Origin of the sequence: Aeromonas sp. FL131, from assembly GCF_049860615.1 — a bacterium.
GTDB classification, from domain to species: Bacteria; Pseudomonadota; Gammaproteobacteria; order Enterobacterales; family Aeromonadaceae; genus Aeromonas; species Aeromonas hydrophila.
In genome coordinates this window covers 5,019,117-5,037,727 of the sequence record NZ_CP187595.1, presented here as the reverse complement: position 1 = coordinate 5,037,727, position 18,611 = coordinate 5,019,117, and the positions used below count along the sequence as shown (strand labels likewise).

Sequence of the window (18,611 nt, the reverse complement as noted above, 5' to 3'; positions counted from 1 at the left end):
ACATCGTCATGATCAGCGAGGAAAACCCATGCTAGAAGGTAAACTGACGCTCAAATTGCAGCTGATCCTGGCTGTCACCGTGCCCTGTCTCGCCCTGCTGCTGGTGGGCGGTGCCAGCCTCAAGAGCATGGGCACCATCCAGCAACAATCCACCGAGCTTTACCAGAACACCGCCACCCCCATGCGCGCCATGGCGGAGGTGGTGTCGCGCATTCCCCGCATGCGGGTCGGCATCGACATGATGCTGCTGCAGGATACCTCCCTCAAGGATGTGAAGGGGGTGATCACCCGGGTCAAGGAGAGCCGGGAGGAGGACATTCCCGAGATGCGTCAGGCCATGCAACAGGCCGTCACCGCCCAGACCGACCCCGCCGCCAAAGCCAATGCCCAGCAGCTGCTCAGCCAGTTCGAAGGGATGGCGAGCAACGAGCTGGCGCCCATGCTGCAGGCGCTGGAACAGGGCGACATGGAAGCGGCAAGGGGCATCTATCGGGATCGCTATACCGTCACCTACGGCACCATGCGCAAGGATGCCAACGCCCTGCTCGACGGCCTGATCCAGCAGGCCCAGCAGCGCCATCAGCTCGGTGAACAGAGCTATGCCAGCGGGCGGCTGCAGATGATCAGCATCATCACCGGCGCCATCCTCATCTCGCTGCTAGTCTCGGTACTCATCCTGATGAACCTCAAGCGCCGGGTCGGCTTCCTGCAGCAGTACATCGGCTATGCCGCCGAACACCTGGCGCTGGATTCCCGTGCCCAGCTGAACGGCAATGACGAGCTGGCGGAGATCACGGTGAGCTTCAATCACTTCGTCAGCAAGATCCACAGCGCCATCGAGCAGGTGGCCCGCAACTCCCATCAGCTGGCCGCCACGGCTGACGAGGTGGCCGCCAAGGCCCAGCTGACCCAGCAGAACTGTACCGCCCAGCGCGACCGCACCGTGCAGGTGGCCACCGCCATCCACCAGATGGGTGCCACCGTCACCGAGATCGCCGGCAACGCCTCCCTCGCCGCAGAAGTGGCGAGACAGGCCAACGAGCAGGCGGATGCGGGTGCCGGCGTGGTCGCCCAGGCGCGCCACGGCATCGTCGGTCTCTCCGACGAGATTGCGCAGGTCGCCGGGGTGATCGAGTCGCTGGCGACCCAGACCGACTCCATCCGCAGCATTTCGGAGCAGACCAACCTGCTGGCGCTCAACGCCGCCATCGAGGCGGCCCGCGCCGGTGAGCAGGGTCGCGGCTTCGCCGTGGTGGCCGACGAGGTGCGCAACCTCGCCAACCGCTCCGCCGCCTCCACCGCCGAGATCCAGGGCATGATCAACCGGCTGCAGGAACAGAGTGCCCGCGCCGTCAGTGCCATGACCCAGGGCCGCAGCCAGAGCCTGGCCGTCGTCACCCAGGCTGACGAGGCCAACGGCGCACTCGGCCAGATCACCGCCCACATCACCCAGATCAACGACATGAACATCCAGGTCGCCACCGCCACCGAAGAGCAGTCGAGCGTGGTCGGCGAACTCAACCGCAACGTGGAGGACATCAACCAGCTCACCATGGAGACCGCCGACATTGCGCACCAGCTGACCGATGCCAGTCGCGGCCTGCAGCAGCTCTCCGGCGAGCTGGACAAGCTGGTCGGCCACTTCCGTCTGTAGCTTTTGGCTGCCTCGGCACGACTTGCCAGAGGGCGCTGCGGCGCCCTCTGTCGCCACCACGGCAGGCCGTGACGCAGGGGCTTTGCGCCGCCTCCACCCACCTCTGAAAATGCCCCATAATCAGGAAAATAAGAGGAGGAGTTATGGGCAAGCTGGTAGTGATGATCTTGCTGAGCGGTCTGCTCAGCGCCTGCAGCAGCGGGCCGGTACGGGTACACAGCGCCGACGTGAGCGTGGACGATACCCGGATCCGGGTCAGCGACGGGGATCGAGGGGGTTACGGTACCTTCTGTCCGCCGGGACAAGCCAAGAAAGGGCGCTGCTAGCGCCCTTTTTTACAGTCATACATCTTCTGGTCCGCCTGCTGCAGCAGTTGTTCCAGCGCTGGTGGCGAGCGTCCGTCATAGTGTCCGACACCGATCGAGCAGGCCAGCTGATAGGGTTTGCCGCTCTCCTGATTAAAGACAGCCAGAGCCTCGGCAAAACGGGCCAATACCCTTGTTATCTCAAGAGGCCCTGAACCCAGCAGCAGCACCGCAAATTCATCGCCCCCCAGCCGGGCAAAAATATCCGCCTCCCGAAAAACCCGGCACATCAGACCGGCCATCTGTTGCAAGGCATCGTCACCCACATCGTGCCCAAGCTGGTCGTTGATCTCCTTGAAACGGTTGAGATCGATGAACAGCAGGGTAGCCTCCCGCTCCTGCCGGTGAGCCAGTTGCAGACATTTTTGCGCCAGCAGCATGAAGCCGCGCCGATTGGTGATACCGGTAAGGTCATCAAGCGTAGCCAGCTGGATCGCGGCCAGCTCGCGCTCCACCATGCCGGCCAGATCCGTCAGCAAGCCCTGTTGGCGCGAATCCAGCAGTCGCGGCTTGCGGTCAATGATGCACAGAGTGCCCAGCTTGTAACCTTCGCCAATCTGTAACGGGCAGCCGGCATAGAAGCGGATATGGGGTTCACCGGATACCAGCGGATTATCGGCAAAGCGCAGATCCTGCCTGGTATCCTCCACCACGAACAGACCATCACCGAGAATGGCATGCCCGCAGAAAGAGACGTCGCGCGGTGTCTCCTGCACCGGCAAACCACAACAGGACTTGAACCACTGCCGGTTTTCATCCACCAGCGACACCAACGAGATGGGCACATCAAACATGCTGCGCGCCATCCTGGTAATCCGATCGAAACGCTCTTCGGCGGAGCTGTCGAGAATGGAGATCCGGCGCAATGCATCGAGGCGCAATCTTTCATTGTCAGGGATAGCCGGTGTTTGCATGGCTGACTCCAGCAAGTGATATGGAAGTCACTAGCATAGCAACCAGCCCCGAACAAATCTCATCTATATACAAAAACAAAAAAGCCGCTCGATTGAGCGGCTTTTTTACAGGCAGAAGCGAATCACTTCTTCTTCTTGGCCTTGGCGTTCGGCAGGTCGGTGATGGAGCCTTCGAACACTTCGGCTGCCAGGCCCACGGACTCGTGCAGAGTCGGGTGAGCGTGGATGGTCAGCGCGATGTCTTCGGCGTCGGCACCCATCTCGATGGCCAGACCGATTTCACCCAGCAGTTCACCACCGTTGGTACCGACGATGGCACCACCGATGACGCGGCCGCTCTCCTTGTCGAAGATCAGCTTGGTCATGCCGTCGGAGCAGTCGGACGCGATGGCGCGACCGGAAGCCGCCCACGGGAAGGTGGCCACTTCGAAGTTCAGCCCTTGTTGCTTGGCTTCCTTCTCGGTCAGACCAACCCAGGCCATCTCTGGCTCGGTGTAGGCGATGGACGGGATCACTTTCGGGTCGAAGTAGTGCTTCTTGCCGGCGATGACTTCGGCAGCCACGTGGCCTTCGTGCACACCCTTGTGAGCCAGCATCGGCTGACCAACGATGTCACCGATGGCGTGGATGTGCGCCACGTTGGTACGCAGCTGCTTGTCCACCTCGATGAAACCGCGCTCGGTCACGGCAACGCCGGCCTTCTCGGCATCCAGCATCTTGCCGTTCGGCACACGACCTACGGCAACCAGCACGTTGTCGTAACGCACCGGCTCGGCCGGGGCGTGCTTGCCTTCGTAGGAGACGTACAGGCCGTCTTCACGGGCTTCAACTGCGGTGACCTTGGTCTCCAGCATGATGTTGAACTTCTTGGCCACGCGCTTGGTGTAGATCTTGACGATGTCTTTGTCGGCAGCCGGTACCAGCTGGTCGGCAAATTCCACCACGTCGATCTCGGAACCCAGGGAGGAGTACACGGTACCCATCTCCAGGCCGATGATGCCGCCACCGATAACCAGCAGCTTGCCAGGAACGGTAGTCAGCTCCAGCGCATCGGTAGAGTCCCATACGCGCGGATCGTCATGCGGAATGAACGGCAGCTTCACCGGACGGGAACCGGCAGCGATGATGGCGTTGTCGAAGGTCACGGTGGTTTTGCCGTCGGCACCTTCCACTTCCAAGGTGTTCGGGCCGGTAAATTTACCGAAGCCGTTAACAACCTGTACTTTACGCATCTTGGCCATGCCAGCCAGTCCGCCGGTCAGCTGGTTGATGACTTTCTCTTTCCACAGACGGATCTTGTCGATGTCGGTCTGCGGGGCACCGAAGACGATGCCATGCTCGGCCAGCGCCTTGGCTTCTTCAATGACTTTGGCGACGTGCAGCAGCGCCTTGGACGGGATGCAACCCACGTTCAGGCAGACGCCACCCAGGGTGGAGTAACGCTCGACGATAATAGTATCCAGACCCAGATCGGCTGCACGGAAGGCAGCGGAATAACCGGCAGGGCCAGCACCCAGTACTACGACCTGGGTTTTGATTTCTTTACTCATCATGACCTCTTTGTCGTTCTTATATCCCCGGACAGCGCAGTCTTAAACCAGAACGAGGCGGCTGCAGCCGTGAAAAAAACGGGGCAAGTTTACAATCCTGTTAACGAAATGAGAAGTAAAAAGGGCAGGCTCTGGGCCCGCCCTCTCACTTACAGGACCAGTCGACGAACGTCGGACAGCACGCCGTTCATGGTGGTGATGAAGCGAGCTCCATCGGCACCATCGATGACGCGGTGGTCGTAGCTCAGGGCCAGCGGCAGCATCAGGCGCGGCGCGAATTCTTTGCCGTTCCACTTCGGCTTCATCTCGGACTTGGAGACGCCCAGGATGGCCACTTCCGGCGCGTTGACGATCGGGGTAAAGCTGGTACCGCCGATGCCACCCAGGCTGGAGATGGTGAAGCAACCGCCCTGCATGTCGGCAGCGGTCAGCTTGCCGGCACGGGCCTTCTTGGAGATCTCGGCCAGATCACGAGACAGCTCCATGATGCCCTTCTTGTTGACGTCACGCACCACGGGCACAACCAGACCGTTGGGGGTATCCACCGCCACACCGATATGGATGTACTTCTTCATGATCAGCTTGCTGCCATCTTCGGACAGGGAGCTGCAGAAGCGCGGGTGAGCTTCCAGCGCCTTGGCGGCGGCTTTCAGGATGAACACCAGCGGGGTGATCTTCACGTCAGCCTTCTGCTTCTCGAGCATCGCGTTCTGCTCTTTGCGGAACGCTTCCAGCTCGGTGGTATCGGCTTCGTCGAACTGGGTGACATGGGGGATCATGACCCAGTTGCGGTGCAAGTTCGGACCGGAGATCTTCTGGATGCGGGTCAGATCGACCTCTTCCACATCACCGAACTTGCTGAAATCGACCTTCGGCCACGCCAGCACACTCATGCCGTTGCCGTTGCCATTGCCAGTGCCTTGACCTGCAGCCGGAGCGGACTCGGCGCGCTTGACCGCATCCTTCACGTAGGCTTGCACGTCTTCTTTGACGATGCGGCCCTTGCGACCGGAGGCTTTAACCTTGGCCAGGTTGACACCGAACTCACGAGCCAGACGGCGCACGGCCGGCGAGGCGTGTACGTAGGCATCGTTGGCAACGAAGTCAGAGGCAGCAGCAGCCTGGGCAACCGGAGCCGGAGCTGCGGCAACAGGGGCAGCAGCGACCGGGGCGGCAGCCTGAGCAACCGGGGCAACTGCGGCGGCCGGAGCAGCACCAGCCACTTCGAATACCATGATCAGGGAACCGGTGGAGACCTTGTCACCCGCCTTCACCTTGATCTCTTTGACCACACCGGCGAACGGCGCAGGCACTTCCATGGAGGCCTTGTCACCTTCCACGGCGATCAGGGACTGGTCGGCTTCAACCTTGTCACCCACGGCAACCATGATCTCGGTGACTTCGACTTCGTCGCCACCGATATCCGGTACATTGACTTCTTTGGCAGCGGCGGCAACCGGGGCAGCAGCCACGGGAGCGGCAGCCTGGGCCGGTGCGGCAGCAACGGCAGGAGCGGCGCCAGCCACTTCAAAGACCATCACCAGGGAACCGGTAGAGACCTTGGCGCCAGCAGCGACCTTGATCTCGACCACACGGCCCGCGAACGGTGCCGGCACTTCCATGGAGGCCTTGTCACCTTCCACGGCGATGATGGACTGGTCGGCTTCAACCATGTCGCCCACGGCAACCATGATCTCGGTCACGTCCACTTCGTCGTCACCGATGTCCGGCACGTGCACGTCTTTGCGAGCGGCAGCAGCAGGAGCGGCGGCCGGGGCGGCTGCAACCGGTGCAGCGGCCTGAGCCGGCGCAGGTGCGGCAGCACCTTCGGCTTCGAAGACCATGATCTGGGAACCGGTGGCAACCTTGTCACCCACCTTGATCAGGATCTCTTTGACGATACCGGCGGACGGGGCCGGTACTTCCATGGAGGCCTTGTCGCCTTCTACCGCGATGATGGACTGATCGAGCTCGACCTTGTCACCCACGGCCACCATGATCTCGGTGACTTCAACTTCATCGGCGCCGATATCCGGCACCATAATCTGTTTGGACATTGTGCTTTATCCTCTTGCGTGCATCCGCGTGACCGACTGCTGTCACGCGTCTCTCGCGTTAACCTTTGCAAGGTCGTGCCGGGCAGCGAGTCCCGGCACGACACTTGATCCTCTTACGCGTACAGCGGGTTGACCTTGTCGGCATCGATGCCGTACTTGGCGATGGCGTCGGCCACAACCTGCTTGTCTACCTCGCCGCGCTTGGCCAGTTCGGTCAGGGCAGCAACCACAACGTAGAATTCGTTCACTTCGAAGTGACGACGCAGGTTGGCACGGCTGTCGGAACGGCCGTAACCGTCGGTACCCAGCACGCGGTAGTTCTCGGTCGGTACGAAGGCACGCACCTGATCGGCGAAGGACTTCATGTAGTCGGTCGCGGCGATGATGGCTTCAGAACCCAGTACCTGAGCGATGTACGGTACGCGAGCATCGGCGTTCGGGTGCAGCATGTTCCAGCGATCCGCGTCCTGACCGTCACGAGCCAGCTCGTTGAAGGAGGTGACGCTGAACACATCGGAGCCGATGCCGTACTCGCTGGCCAGGATCTGGGCGGCAGTGCGCACGTGACCCAGGATGGAGCCACAACCCAGCAGCTGTACCTTGGCCTTGGTGCCGGCCACGGTTTCCAGCTTGTAGATACCCTTGCGGATGCCTTCCTCGGCGCCTTCCGGCATGGCCGGCATGGCGTAGTTCTCGTTCAGGGTGGTGATGTAGTAGAAAACGTTCTCCGGCTTCTCACCGTACATGCGACGCAGACCATCCTGTACGATCACCGCTACTTCATAGGCGTAGGACGGGTCGTAGGAGACGCAGTTCGGGATGGTGTTGGCCAGGATGTGGCTGTGACCATCTTCGTGCTGCAGACCTTCGCCGTTCAGGGTAGTACGACCGGAGGTCGCACCCAGCAGGAAGCCACGGGCTTGCTGGTCACCGGCAGCCCACGCCATGTCGCCGATCCGCTGGAAGCCGAACATGGAGTAGTAGATGTAGAACGGGATCATCGGGCAATCGTTGGTGCTGTAAGAGGTCGCAGCAGCCAGCCAGGAGGACATGGCGCCCAGCTCGTTGATGCCGTCTTGCAGAACCTGACCCTGCTTGTCTTCCTTGTAGTAGGAGACGATATCGCGGTCTTGCGGGGTGTACTGCTGACCGTGCGGGCTGTAGATACCGATCTGGCGGAACAGACCTTCCATACCGAAGGTACGAGCTTCGTCAGCCAGGATCGGGACGATGCGCTTGCCGATGGACTTGTCTTTCAGCATCACGTTCAGGGAACGCACGAACGCCATGGTGGTGGAGATTTCGCGCGCCTGTTCACCCAGCAGCGGACCGAAAGCATCCAGCGCCGGGATTTCCAGCTTGGTGGTGCTCTCGCGCAGACGGGTCGGTACATAGCCCTTCAGCGCGGCACGGCGGGCGTGCAGGTATTTGTGCTCTTCGGTACCCTCTTCGATCTTCAGATACGGCAGGGTTTCCAGCTGCTCGTCGGTGACCGGCAGGTTGAAACGGTCACGCAGGTGACGCACGGAGCCCAGATCCATCTTCTTGACCTGGTGAGCGATGTTCTTGCCTTCGGCCGCTTCACCCATGCCGTAACCCTTGATGGTCTTGGCCAGGATCACGGTCGGCTTGCCCTTGGTCGCTGCAGCCTTGGAGAAGGCGGCGAACAGTTTGCGAGGATCGTGACCACCGCGGTTCAGGGCGAAGATCTCCTCGTCGGTCATGTCTTTGACCAGCGCGGCGGTTTCCGGGTAACGGTTGAAGAAGTGCTCACGCACGTAGCCGCCATCGCGGGACTTCATGGTCTGGTAGTCACCGTCCACGGTCTCGTTCATCAGCTGGATCAGCTTGCCGGAAGTGTCTTTCTTCAGCAGCTCATCCCATTTGCGACCCCAGATAACCTTGGTGACATCCCAGCCAGCGCCGGAGAACAGGCCTTCCAGCTCGTTGATGACCTTGCCGTTGCCGACAACCGGACCATCCAGACGTTGCAGGTTGCAGTTGACCACGAACACCAGGTTGTCGAGCTTTTCACGCACGGCAACGGTCAGGGCGCCCTTGGCTTCCGGCTCGTCCATCTCGCCGTCACCCAGGAAGGCGTAAACGGTCTGCTCGGAGCAATCCTTGATGCCACGGTCGGTCAGGTACTTCAGGAAGCGAGCCTGATAGATGGCGGCGATGGGGCCCAGACCCATGGAGACGGTCGGGAACTGCCAGAAGTCCGGCATCAGTTTCGGGTGCGGGTAGGAAGGGATACCCTTGCCATCCACTTCCTGACGGAAGTTGTCCAGCTGCTCTTCGGTCAGACGACCTTCGGCGAAGGCACGAGCATAGATGCCCGGGGAGATGTGACCCTGGAAGTAGACCAGGTCGCCACCGTCCTTCTCGCTGCGAGCGCGGAAGAAGTGGTTGTAGCAGACTTCGTAGATGGTCGCGGAAGAAGCGAAGGAAGACATGTGACCACCCAGGTCCAGGTCTTTCTTGGAGGCGCGCAGCACGATCATCATGGCGTTCCAGCGGATGATGGCGCGAATGCGGCGCTCCATCTCCAGGTCGCCCGGGTAGTCCGGCTCTTCGCTGGACGGGATGGTGTTGATGTAATCGCGGTTTGCCTTGGCAGCCACGTCCACACCGCTTGCGCGGGCTTTCTCGGCCAACTGTTCAAGGATGAACTGAGCGCGTTGGGGACCCTCTTCACGCAGCAGGGATTCCAGAGAGGCAAGCCACTCCAGCGTTTCTATCGGGTCCACATCGTTCTTCAGGATATCAGACATGGCTGGTTCCTATTTTGTTGTGATTGCACGGCATTGCACGGCGAAGGGCGCAAGCATTCGACAATAAAGCCTTGTGGGATTAGTTTTCCTGCTGACGGATCCGACGCATGGATCGCTGGATCCGGCTGTCTTCCCTCTGCATATCCAACAAGGTGTCCTCGATAAAGGCCAGGTGCTCATGACAAGCTGCCCTGGCCCGCTCCGGAGCCCCCGACAGGATAGCCTCGATCAGATGCGCGCGATGGCGACGGATCTTGGCGACCACTCCCGGACGGCGATTCAGAATTTCGTTATTGCGTAAAATGTTCTGCTCAAGCATGGGGCCCATGGCCCGCAGCAGATGCAGCAGCACCACGTTGTGGGACGCCTCGGCCACCGCCAGATAGAACTGGGTGACGGCAGCGGATTCGCTGACCAGCGAGCCTTGCTGGCCAGCCTCCTCGATGGCGGACTGCACCTGACGGATGCGCTCGAAATCGGCGTCAGTACCCCGTAACGCAGCATAGTAGGCGCAGATGCCTTCCAGTGCGTGGCGAAACTCCAGCAGGTCATACTGGGCTTCCGGGTGAGTGCTGAGCAGCTCGAACAGGGGATCGGCGATCCCTTTGCTCAAGGCGTTTTGTACGTAAGTGCCGCCGCCCTGACGACGATACAAGAGTCCTCTTGCCTCGAGGCGCTGGATGGCTTCGCGCAGCGAGGGGCGCGATACCTGAAACTGGATGGCCAGTTCCCGCTCGGGCGGCAACTTCTGGCCCGGCTGCAAACTGCCTTCCAGAATCATCTGTTCCAGCTCGGCGACAATGGCGTCGGCCAACTTGGGTTGAGTAATCTTGAGATAGGGCATGAGGCTGCTTTGTTAAATTGGTATTACCAATTTCATGAATGGGGCGAAAATTAGCAGAGGGCATGGGAAAAGTCCACCCAAAAGATGATCTGAATCAAGAATCAACCTTGCCACTTAAGGGGTAAAGAGAGGGATTTATGATTTAGCTCATAGAAATTGGTCAGACCAATATTTTTGACATCGCTCACAGGCAACATTTGATCAACAGCCAGTAAAAATGGCCTGCCATAAAGGCAAGCCATTGTTTTAAAAACACAAACTTATTTTTAGAATAATTACTTAAAGTTGAGTGCCTGACGGTAACGCGGCCATTCGAAACTGTCACCCGGATCCGTCTTGCGCCCCGGCGCTATGTCGCAATGGCCGACGATGCGATCCGCCGTAATGGCGGGGTAATGGCTAGACAAGGTTCGGCTGAGCCCGATCAATGCCTCGTATTGTGCATCCGTGTAGGGCTGCTCATCGGTCCCTTCCAGCTCGATCCCGATGGAAAAGTCGTTGCACGCCTCGCGTCCCTGCCAGCTCGATACCCCCGCATGCCAGGCTCTGGCACCAAACGGCACATATTGCACCAGCTCACCGTCGCGCCGGATCAGGCAGTGTGCCGAGACCCGCAGCTGATGGATACCGGCAAAATAGGGATGAGCGTCGGGATCGAGTCGCCCAAGGAAAAGATCATCGATGAAGGGACCGCCAAACTCGCCAGGCGGCAGGCTGATGCCATGCACCACCAGCAGGGAGATATCGCTCGGGGTGGCCCGCTCGTTGTGGTGCGGTGATGGCACCTTGCGGGCTTGCTCACACCAACCGTCTGAATCAATGGAAAATACTATTTTTGGCTGAGTCATTGTCTACTCGCTCTGCAATGGAATGGCGCATCTGGCAACACTGGACGGGCAACAAGGCGATCCACCTCTCAGGCTCATCGCAGTCGCCTCATGACAACGGGCAACTGTGGTAGGCTGGGCCATCTTCCGCTCGACTCAGGAAAGGATATGCACCCGATGGCACGCCGCTTCTGGTTGCTGGCCTGGCTCTCCCTGATGGGATTGCTGACCCTCTATTTTCATGCCCGCGAACAACCATCAGTCACCGCCAGCGGCGACCTGCTGCTCAAGGCCGATGCCAGCGGCCACTATCGTCTGGAGGGTGCCATCAACGGTCAGCCGGTGCAACTGCTGCTCGATACAGGAGCAACCCGCATTACCGTGCCACAACAGGTCGCCGAGCGGCTTGGCCTGACCGCCCGCGGCAGCAGCCAGGTCAATACGGCAGCCGGCTTTATCCGGGTCGGCAACGGCACCATCGAAACGCTGGCGATGGGACCACTGACCTTGTACGATCTGGCTATCTTCATCAATCCGGCAGCGGCTGGCGACGAGGTGCTGGTAGGCATGAACGCCCTCGGCCGGCTGGAGCTGGTTCAAAAGGAGCGGCAGTTGCTGCTCAGACCTTTGCAGGAATAAAAGGCATGCTACAACAGGACATCCGCCGCGCCGTGCGCGCCGCACTACTCGAAGACTTGGGCGATGCCCTCACCCCTTTGGATCAACCGGATGCCGGTGCCGACATCACGGCCCAGTTGATCCCGGCGGATCGCCTCGCCAGCGCCAGGGTCATCACCCGCGAGGCTGGTGTATTTTGCGGCCAGCCCTGGGTCGATGAGGTGTTTGTCCAGCTTGGTGGCGAAGTCAGAGTTGAATGGCTGGTACAAGATGGCGAAGTGCTCTCCCCCAATCAGGAACTGTTTCGCCTGCACGGCCCGGCCCGCGTGTTGCTGACCGGTGAGCGCAATGCCCTCAACTTCGTGCAGACCCTCTCCGGAGTGGCCTCTCTTACCGCTCGCTACGTGGCCGAGTTGGCAGATACCGATTGTCGGCTGCTCGATACCCGCAAGACCCTGCCGGGACTGCGCAGCGCCCAGAAGTACGCTGTCACTTGTGGCGGTGGCAAGAACCACAGGATCGGCCTGTTCGACGCTTACCTCATCAAGGAGAACCACATTATTGCCTGTGGCGGTATCGCTGAAGCAATCAGTGAAGCGCGCCGTCTCAACCCGGGTAAACCGGTAGAGGTAGAAGTCGAATCCCTGGTCGAGCTGGAGCAGGCCTTGGCTGCCGGCGCCGACATAGTGATGCTGGATAACTTCGACATTCCCATGATGCGCGAGGCGGTTGCCCTCAATCAGGGCCGGGCCAAGCTGGAGGTATCTGGCAATGTCACGCTGGATACCCTGGCTGACTATGCCGCCACCGGCGTCGATTTTATCTCGGTCGGCGCCCTGACCAAGCATGTCCGCGCCTTGGATCTCTCCATGCGATTCATCTAGCCGCAGAGGCATCATCATTCCCCCGTCTTGTCGCTGACATATAACAAGATGAAGGACTTGCAAAAGGCGCCACGGGCGCCTTTTCTTTAAGGCAGGATCCCTCGGCAAAGGAGTGTGAGATGGACCCATCCCCGCCAGTAAAAAAGAGTCGATAGGGACTCTTCATCCATGATTTATATCAAAATTTTCGCAAATGACAGAAAGATTGTTAACAAAGACCCCGGCCTCTGTTGCCAAGTCAAACAGCTCGGATAAGATACTGACGTGTGGATAGTTTTCCACCGGCACTTCCCAGGAACCAAGGACAAAAAGGATATTTGAAATGAAGAAACAATCAGGCTTTACCCTTATCGAATTGATGATCGTGGTCGCGATCGTCGCCATCTTGGCCGCCATCGCGCTGCCGGCGTATCAGACCTACACAAAAAAAGCAAAGTTCTCTGAAGTAGTTACAGCAACAGGAGCGTTTAAAACTGCAGTTGAAGTGTGCGCACAGAAAGATGGGGCACTAACCAATTGCGCGACAGCAGGTACAAATGGAATTCCTGCTGCTGTAAGTGCCTCTGCATCTGCCAATAGCTACGTACAGTCAGTTGATATCGCTCTCTCTGGAACTGCTGTGCAGATAACTGCTATGGGCAAAGTCCCTCCTTTTGCCTCAGGTGAAGAAACCTATATCCTCGAAGGTAACTATGATGGGGGAAGGGTCATATGGACAAATGCTGCGAGTGGTAGCACTTGTTCGGCTGCAGGTATCTGCTAATACATGACTTCTAGTCCCAATAGCGGCTTGGCGTTAAGCCTGGCCGCCTCTTCCCTGCTCAGTGAGTCCGACTCACAACGCTATCTGAGCCAAGCCAAGGCACAGCGCAAACCTTTTGTGACCTTTCTGATCGAAAACGAAATCCTCGACAGCAAAGCATTGGCGGACTTCTGCGAGCTGGAGTATGGGGTACCTCTGCTGGATCTTGCCGCCTTCGACCTGGCCGAGATCCCGCAGAAATACCTCAATCAGAAGCTGATTGAAAAACATCATGTCCTGCCCATTTACACCCAGGGGCACACCCTCTATATCGCCATGTCGGATCCCACCAATGTCTCTGCACTGGAGGATTTTGGTTTCAGCTTCGGGTTGCATACCGAAGCGCTGCTGGTAGAGGAGAACAAACTCACCACAGCCATCGGCAAGCTGATGGAGAGCGATCAGGATGCCCTCGGCATGGAGGACATCGACGAATCCGAGATCTCCGAACTGGAAGTGTCTGACGAGGGATCGCGGCTCGACGAGAGCGTCAATACGGCCGACGACGACGCCCCCATCGTCAAATACATCAACAAAATCATGATGGATGCCATCAAGCGCGGAGCCTCCGACCTTCACTTCGAGCCCTATGAGACCAAATACCGCATCCGCTTTCGGATAGACGGGATCTTGCATGAAATAGCGACTCCACCAGTCAATCTGGCCAACCGCTTCTCGGCTCGCCTCAAGGTGATGGCACGGCTCGATATCGCCGAGCGGCGACTGCCCCAGGATGGTCGCATCAAACTGAAGCTGTCGCGCAACAAGTCGATGGATATGCGGGTCAATACCCTGCCCACCATGTGGGGCGAAAAGATCGTTATCCGTCTGCTCGACTCCTCCGCGGCACGTCTCAATATCGAGCAGCTCGGTTTCGACGATCGGCAGAAGGCGCAATATCTGCGTGCTCTGTCGAAGCCCCAGGGCATGATCCTGGTGACCGGCCCTACCGGTTCGGGCAAGACGGTTTCCCTCTATACCGGTCTCAATATTCTCAATACCACCGAGGTCAATATCTCCACCGCCGAAGATCCGGTGGAGATCAACCTGCCCGGCGTCAATCAGGTGCAGGTCAATCCCAAGGCAGGGCTGACCTTCGCGAGCGCCCTGCGCTCTTTCTTGCGCCAAGACCCCGATGTGGTCATGGTGGGTGAAATCCGGGATCTGGAAACAGCCGAAATTGCCATCAAGGCCGCCCAGACAGGTCACCTGGTGCTATCCACCCTGCACACCAACTCGGCGGCGGAAACGCTGACCCGGATGATGAACATGGGGGTCCCCGCCTTCAATATCGCCTCCTCGGTCACCCTGATCATGGCTCAGCGGCTGGCGCGTAAATTGTGCGATCACTGCAAAGCCCCCGAAGTGGTACCCGAGGCTGAGCTGCTTGAGCTGGGTTTTACCCAGCAGCAGCTGGCCGCTGGCTTGCGGCTGTTCAAACCGGTTGGCTGCAAAGAGTGCTCGGGTGGCTACAAGGGCCGGGTCGGCATCTACGAAATCATGCTAATGTCTGAAAACATCGCAAAATTGATCATGCAAGGGGCCAACTCTCTGCAGATTGCCGCCATCGCCCAGAAGGAAGGCATGCGTACCTTGCGTACCTCCGGCCTTGAGAAGGCCCGCCTGGGGGTGACCAGTCTGGCGGAGATAAACCGGGTAACAACCAACTGACAGAGTCTATCGCTCAGCCGATTCATCCAGGTGCCGCCGGCCCTGGCGATTTCCATCAGGCCGAGGCTGCTTCTCCTCATGACGAGCAACCCGAGCCCCATTGCAGGACGCAGTGATGGCAACGCTAACCCAGAAACAGAATGCCCCCAAGAAAGTCTTCGCCTTTCGCTGGAGCGGGGTAAATCGCAAGGGCCAGAAGGTCTCCGGCGAATTGCAGGCCGACAGCATCAACACGGTCAAGGCAGAGCTGCGCAAACAGGGTGTCAACGTCACCAAAGTAAGCAAGAAGAGCCAGGGGCTCTTCTCCAAGGGCGGCGCCAAGATCAAGCCGATGGACATCGCCGTCGTCTCCCGCCAGATCACCACCATGCTGTCAGCCGGCGTACCTCTGGTCCAAAGCCTGCAGATCATCGCTCGCAGCCACGAGAAGGCGGCCATGCGCGAGCTCATGGGCCAGATTGCCGCCGATGTGGAGACCGGCACGCCCATGTCCGAGGCACTGCGCCGCCATCCCCGCCACTTTGACGATCTTTATTGCGATCTGGTGGAGGCTGGCGAGCAGTCCGGCGCTCTGGAGACCATCTACGATCGCATCGCCACCTATCGCGAGAAATCGGAAGCACTCAAGTCCAAGATCAAGAAAGCCATGTTCTACCCCACCATGGTCATCCTGGTGGCCATTGTTGTTACCTCCATCCTGCTGCTGTTTGTCATTCCCCAGTTCGAGGACATCTTCAAGAGCTTCGGTGCCGAGCTGCCCATCTTTACCCAGTTTGTCATCGGCATCTCCCGTTTCATGCAGAACTGGTGGTATGTGATCTTTGGCGGCATAGCGCTTTCCATCTTTCTCTACGTTCGCGCCTGGCGCGCCTCCCAGAAGGTCAAGGACAACACCGACAAGTTCATACTGACCATCCCCGTGGTCGGCATGATATTGCACAAGGCCGCCATGGCCCGTTTCGCCCGTACCCTCTCCACCACCTTCTCTGCCGGTATCCCGCTGGTGGATGCCTTGGTTTCTGCAGCTGGCGCCTCCGGCAACTATGTCTACCGTACTGCCGTCATGGCCATTCGCAACGAGGTGGTGGCCGGCATGCAAATCAACGTGGCCATGCGCACCGTCGATCTGTTCCCGGACATGGTGATCCAGATGGTGATGATCGGCGAGGAGTCTGGCGCCATCGATGATATGCTCTCCAAGGTCGCCACCATCTTCGAGCAGGAGGTGGACGATCTGGTCGATGGCCTCACCAGCCTGCTGGAACCTCTCATCATGGTGGTGCTGGGGGTACTGGTTGGCGGCATGGTGGTCGCCATGTATCTGCCCATCTTCAAACTGGGATCGGTGATCCACTGATCCCCCATCAATCCGAGACTCAATGTTGCTGATCACTGACGTTTTCCACAGCCTGCCCTGGCTCTATTTCTCGCTGGTATTCCTCTTTTCCCTGGTGATCGGCAGTTTTCTCAACGTGGTCATCCATCGCCTGCCCATCATGCTGGAGCGGGAGTGGCAGGCCGAATATCTCGGCTATTTCAATCCGGAGGCACAGCCGCAGCAGGAAGAGCGCTACAACCTGATGGTGCCGCGTTCTGCCTGCCCCCATTGCGGCCACGCCATCACGGCCATGGAGAACATCCCCCTGCTCAGCTGGCTCTGGCTCAAGGGGCGCTGCCGTGAATGCCAGGCCCCCATCTCGGCCCGTTATCCTCTGGTGGAACTGCTGACATCCCTGCTCTCGCTGGTCGTCGCCGCGACATTTGCACCGGGCTGGGGCTTGCTGGCCGCCCTGCTGCTCACCTGGGTGCTGGTGGCACTCACTTTCATCGATCTGGACAAGATGCTGCTGCCGGATCAGCTGACCCTGCCACTGCTGTGGGGCGGCCTGCTGTTCAATCTGACAGGGGGATTTGCACCGCTGGCCGATGCGGTGATCGGCGCCATGGCCGGCTATCTGGTGCTCTGGAGCCTCTATTGGGCCTTCAAGCTGCTGACCGGCAAGGAAGGGATGGGGTATGGCGACTTCAAGCTGCTGGCGGCGCTGGGCGCCTGGCTCGGCTGGCAGGCACTGCCCATAGTGTTGCTGCTCTCGTCGCTGGTTGGCGCTTTCATCGGTATTGGTCTCATCCTGCTGCGCAATCATCATCAGAACAAACCCATCCCCTTTGGCCCCTATCTGGCCATCGCCGGCTGGATTGCGCTGCTGTGGGGCGATACCATCACCCGCTGGTACCTCACGACGTTTCTCTGACCAAGGCAGCACTGACCCATGTATGTAGTCGCAATCACCGGCGGAATTGGCAGCGGCAAGACCACGGTTGCCAATCAGTTTGCAGAGCTCGGCATCGAAGTAGTGGATGCGGACGTCATCGCCCGCGAGGTAGTCGAGCCCGGTACCCCGGCTTTGGCCGCCATCGCCGCCCATTTTGGCTCAGATGTCATCACCCCCGATGGCCAGCTCGATCGCCGCCGGCTGCGTGAGCGGGTTTTCACTGACCCGCAGGGCAAGGGCTGGCTCAACGCTCTGCTCCACCCCCTCATTCGCACCGAGATGCAGCGCCAGTGTGCGGCCGTTCGCTCCCCCTATTGCTTGCTGGTAGTGCCCTTGCTGGTGGAAAACCGGCTCACTGCCCTCGCCAATCGGGTACTGGTGATCGACGTGGACGAGGCGACCCAGATTGAGCGTACCTGCCGCCGGGACGGCGTGAGCCACGAGCAGGCCCAAGCCATCCTGGCCGCCCAAGCGAGCCGGGCCGAACGGCTGGCGGCAGCCGACGATGTACTAGACAACCAGAATGCCACCCCCGAGGCGATAAAGAGCCGAATTTTAGCGCTGCACGAGACATATCTGGCATTTGCCTCTCAACAAGCCCGCCAACTGTGAGTACACTAGGCCGGTTTATGGCTGGCCAGGATTAGGCATGATTTACGATTTTCCCCTCAATGAAAAAAGCCGGACCTATCTTCGTCTGGAGTCCCTGTTTTCCCAGATCCGCGACAATTTGGAGAGCGACCAGTCCTGGGCACATATCGCCTTTTTCAAGGGTCTGTTCGACCTGCAGGAGTTGCTGGAACGCGGCGACCTGCGCGCCGATCTGATCAAGGATCTGGAGCGCCTCGGCCAGCGCCTGAGCCACTGGGCCAGCCTGCCCGATGTCGACCTGGAGCAGATCAGCCAGATGCAGCAGGAGAGCGCCCAGCTCTCCCGCAACCTGCTGAGTGCCCCGCGTCCCGGTGCCCGCCTCAAAGAGGATCGGCTGCTCGGCTCCATTCGCCAGCGCTTCTCCATTCCGGGCGGGTTGTGCGCCTTCGACGTGCCGCAACTGCACCACTGGCTCGCTACCCCGGCCATCGCCCGTCATCAGCAGATGCAGCTGTGGCTGAGCGACATCAACCTGTTGATGAACGCCATCTCCCTGCTGCTGCGGCTGTGGCGTGAGTCCGGCAACTTCAGCGAGCAGGTTGCCGTCAACGGCTTCTTCCAGGATACCGCCGAGAGCGCAGAGCTGATCCGCATTCGTTTGACCGGCACCCAGCAGTGTTACCCCACCCTGAGCGGCCACAAGAACCGGTTCGCCCTGCGTTTCCTGCCCACCACGGAGCAGCAGATCGGTGATGTTCCCTTCCAGCTTGCCTGCTGCTGAGGAGTA

Annotated in this window: 16 protein-coding genes; 10 read left to right on the top strand and 6 right to left on the bottom strand. The window is 59.6% G+C overall.

Going from position 1 to position 18,611, the window contains the following annotated elements; genetic code table 11:
• Nucleotides 1–28 precede the first annotated feature (28 nt).
• Nucleotides 29–1,654 (top strand): methyl-accepting chemotaxis protein, encoded by a 1,626-nt coding sequence (locus ACPW75_RS23440; protein ID WP_179101297.1) that lies wholly within the window; start codon nt 29–31, stop codon nt 1,652–1,654.
• Nucleotides 1,655–1,797: 143 nt separating this feature from the next.
• Nucleotides 1,798–1,980 carry a hypothetical protein gene (locus tag ACPW75_RS23435; RefSeq protein ID WP_077095234.1) on the top strand — a complete coding sequence of 61 codons (183 nt, stop codon included), beginning with the start codon at nt 1,798–1,800 and terminating at the stop codon, nt 1,978–1,980.
• Here the strand turns inward: ACPW75_RS23435 and ACPW75_RS23430 are convergent.
• From ACPW75_RS23430 to ampD, 6 genes are all read right to left on the bottom strand, one after another.
• Nucleotides 1,977–2,933: a GGDEF domain-containing protein gene (locus ACPW75_RS23430; RefSeq protein ID WP_045525666.1), complete on the bottom strand. Its 957-nt coding sequence runs from the start codon at nt 2,931–2,933 to the stop codon at nt 1,977–1,979. The two genes, ACPW75_RS23435 and ACPW75_RS23430, sit on opposite strands and share 4 nt — an antisense overlap.
• A 122-nt stretch (nt 2,934–3,055) precedes the next feature.
• The gene (lpdA, locus tag ACPW75_RS23425; RefSeq protein WP_017409445.1) at nt 3,056–4,483 is read right to left on the bottom strand and encodes a dihydrolipoyl dehydrogenase; all 1,428 of its coding nucleotides are present in this window, start codon (nt 4,481–4,483) and stop codon (nt 3,056–3,058) included.
• A 149-nt stretch (nt 4,484–4,632) separates the two neighbouring features.
• Nucleotides 4,633–6,540 (bottom strand): pyruvate dehydrogenase complex dihydrolipoyllysine-residue acetyltransferase, encoded by a 1,908-nt coding sequence (aceF, locus tag ACPW75_RS23420; protein WP_077095235.1) that lies wholly within the window; start codon nt 6,538–6,540, stop codon nt 4,633–4,635.
• 113 nt (nt 6,541–6,653) lie between these two features.
• The gene (gene aceE, locus ACPW75_RS23415; RefSeq protein WP_077095236.1) at nt 6,654–9,314 is read right to left on the bottom strand and encodes a pyruvate dehydrogenase (acetyl-transferring), homodimeric type; all 2,661 of its coding nucleotides are present in this window, start codon (nt 9,312–9,314) and stop codon (nt 6,654–6,656) included.
• A 79-nt stretch (nt 9,315–9,393) separates the two neighbouring features.
• Nucleotides 9,394–10,158, bottom strand: a complete 765-nt coding sequence (gene pdhR / locus ACPW75_RS23410; protein ID WP_011707564.1) for a pyruvate dehydrogenase complex transcriptional repressor PdhR — start codon at nt 10,156–10,158, stop codon at nt 9,394–9,396.
• Nucleotides 10,159–10,433: 275 nt separating this feature from the next.
• Nucleotides 10,434–11,006: a 1,6-anhydro-N-acetylmuramyl-L-alanine amidase AmpD gene (ampD, locus tag ACPW75_RS23405; protein ID WP_077095237.1), complete on the bottom strand. Its 573-nt coding sequence runs from the start codon at nt 11,004–11,006 to the stop codon at nt 10,434–10,436.
• Nucleotides 11,007–11,153: 147 nt separating this feature from the next.
• Here ampD and ACPW75_RS23400 point away from each other — a divergent pair, with 147 nt between their 5' ends.
• The 8 genes from ACPW75_RS23400 to zapD all read left to right on the top strand — a co-directional run bounded on the left by ACPW75_RS23400 (nt 11,154) and on the right by zapD (nt 18,605).
• Nucleotides 11,154–11,624 (top strand): retropepsin-like aspartic protease family protein, encoded by a 471-nt coding sequence (locus ACPW75_RS23400; protein ID WP_024944772.1) that lies wholly within the window; start codon nt 11,154–11,156, stop codon nt 11,622–11,624.
• Nucleotides 11,625–11,629: 5 nt separating this feature from the next.
• Nucleotides 11,630–12,487 carry a carboxylating nicotinate-nucleotide diphosphorylase gene (gene nadC, locus ACPW75_RS23395; protein WP_077095238.1) on the top strand — a complete coding sequence of 286 codons (858 nt, stop codon included), beginning with the start codon at nt 11,630–11,632 and terminating at the stop codon, nt 12,485–12,487.
• A gap of 322 nt (nt 12,488–12,809) precedes the next feature.
• A complete protein-coding gene (locus ACPW75_RS23390) occupies nt 12,810–13,250 on the top strand; it encodes a pilin (RefSeq protein ID WP_077095239.1) in 441 nt (146 codons plus the stop codon).
• 3 nt (nt 13,251–13,253) lie between these two features.
• A complete protein-coding gene (gene tapB / locus ACPW75_RS23385; RefSeq protein ID WP_029302067.1) occupies nt 13,254–14,960 on the top strand; it encodes a PilB family type IVa pilus assembly ATPase TapB in 1,707 nt (568 codons plus the stop codon).
• Nucleotides 14,961–15,075: 115 nt separating this feature from the next.
• Complete coding sequence (locus tag ACPW75_RS23380; protein ID WP_043126919.1) at nt 15,076–16,317, top strand: type II secretion system F family protein; 1,242 nt, start codon at nt 15,076–15,078, stop codon at nt 16,315–16,317.
• Between the two features lie 22 nt (nt 16,318–16,339).
• Nucleotides 16,340–17,212, top strand: a complete 873-nt coding sequence (locus ACPW75_RS23375; protein WP_077095240.1) for a prepilin peptidase — start codon at nt 16,340–16,342, stop codon at nt 17,210–17,212.
• Nucleotides 17,213–17,230: 18 nt separating this feature from the next.
• Nucleotides 17,231–17,845, top strand: a complete 615-nt coding sequence (gene coaE, locus ACPW75_RS23370) for a dephospho-CoA kinase (RefSeq protein WP_077095241.1) — start codon at nt 17,231–17,233, stop codon at nt 17,843–17,845.
• A 37-nt stretch (nt 17,846–17,882) separates the two neighbouring features.
• Nucleotides 17,883–18,605, top strand: a complete 723-nt coding sequence (gene zapD / locus ACPW75_RS23365) for a cell division protein ZapD (protein ID WP_024945431.1) — start codon at nt 17,883–17,885, stop codon at nt 18,603–18,605.
• The last annotated feature ends 6 nt before the right edge of the window (nt 18,606–18,611 follow it).

Excerpts from the sequence above, each read along its gene's own strand:
- ACPW75_RS23440 (WP_179101297.1), top strand. The coding sequence starts at position 29 with ATGCTAGAAGGTAAACTGACGCTCAAATTGCAGCTGATCCTGGCTGTC.
- ACPW75_RS23435 (WP_077095234.1), top strand. The coding sequence starts at position 1,798 with ATGGGCAAGCTGGTAGTGATGATCTTGCTGAGCGGTCTGCTCAGCGCC.
- ACPW75_RS23430 (WP_045525666.1), bottom strand. The coding sequence starts at position 2,933 with ATGCAAACACCGGCTATCCCTGACAATGAAAGATTGCGCCTCGATGCA.
- lpdA (WP_017409445.1), bottom strand. The coding sequence starts at position 4,483 with ATGAGTAAAGAAATCAAAACCCAGGTCGTAGTACTGGGTGCTGGCCCT.
- aceF (WP_077095235.1), bottom strand. The coding sequence starts at position 6,540 with ATGTCCAAACAGATTATGGTGCCGGATATCGGCGCCGATGAAGTTGAA.
- aceE (WP_077095236.1), bottom strand. The coding sequence starts at position 9,314 with ATGTCTGATATCCTGAAGAACGATGTGGACCCGATAGAAACGCTGGAG.
- pdhR (WP_011707564.1), bottom strand. The coding sequence starts at position 10,158 with ATGCCCTATCTCAAGATTACTCAACCCAAGTTGGCCGACGCCATTGTC.
- ampD (WP_077095237.1), bottom strand. The coding sequence starts at position 11,006 with ATGACTCAGCCAAAAATAGTATTTTCCATTGATTCAGACGGTTGGTGT.
- ACPW75_RS23400 (WP_024944772.1), top strand. The coding sequence starts at position 11,154 with ATGCACCCGATGGCACGCCGCTTCTGGTTGCTGGCCTGGCTCTCCCTG.
- nadC (WP_077095238.1), top strand. The coding sequence starts at position 11,630 with ATGCTACAACAGGACATCCGCCGCGCCGTGCGCGCCGCACTACTCGAA.
- ACPW75_RS23390 (WP_077095239.1), top strand. The coding sequence starts at position 12,810 with ATGAAGAAACAATCAGGCTTTACCCTTATCGAATTGATGATCGTGGTC.
- tapB (WP_029302067.1), top strand. The coding sequence starts at position 13,254 with ATGACTTCTAGTCCCAATAGCGGCTTGGCGTTAAGCCTGGCCGCCTCT.
- ACPW75_RS23380 (WP_043126919.1), top strand. The coding sequence starts at position 15,076 with ATGGCAACGCTAACCCAGAAACAGAATGCCCCCAAGAAAGTCTTCGCC.
- ACPW75_RS23375 (WP_077095240.1), top strand. The coding sequence starts at position 16,340 with ATGTTGCTGATCACTGACGTTTTCCACAGCCTGCCCTGGCTCTATTTC.
- coaE (WP_077095241.1), top strand. The coding sequence starts at position 17,231 with ATGTATGTAGTCGCAATCACCGGCGGAATTGGCAGCGGCAAGACCACG.
- zapD (WP_024945431.1), top strand. The coding sequence starts at position 17,883 with ATGATTTACGATTTTCCCCTCAATGAAAAAAGCCGGACCTATCTTCGT.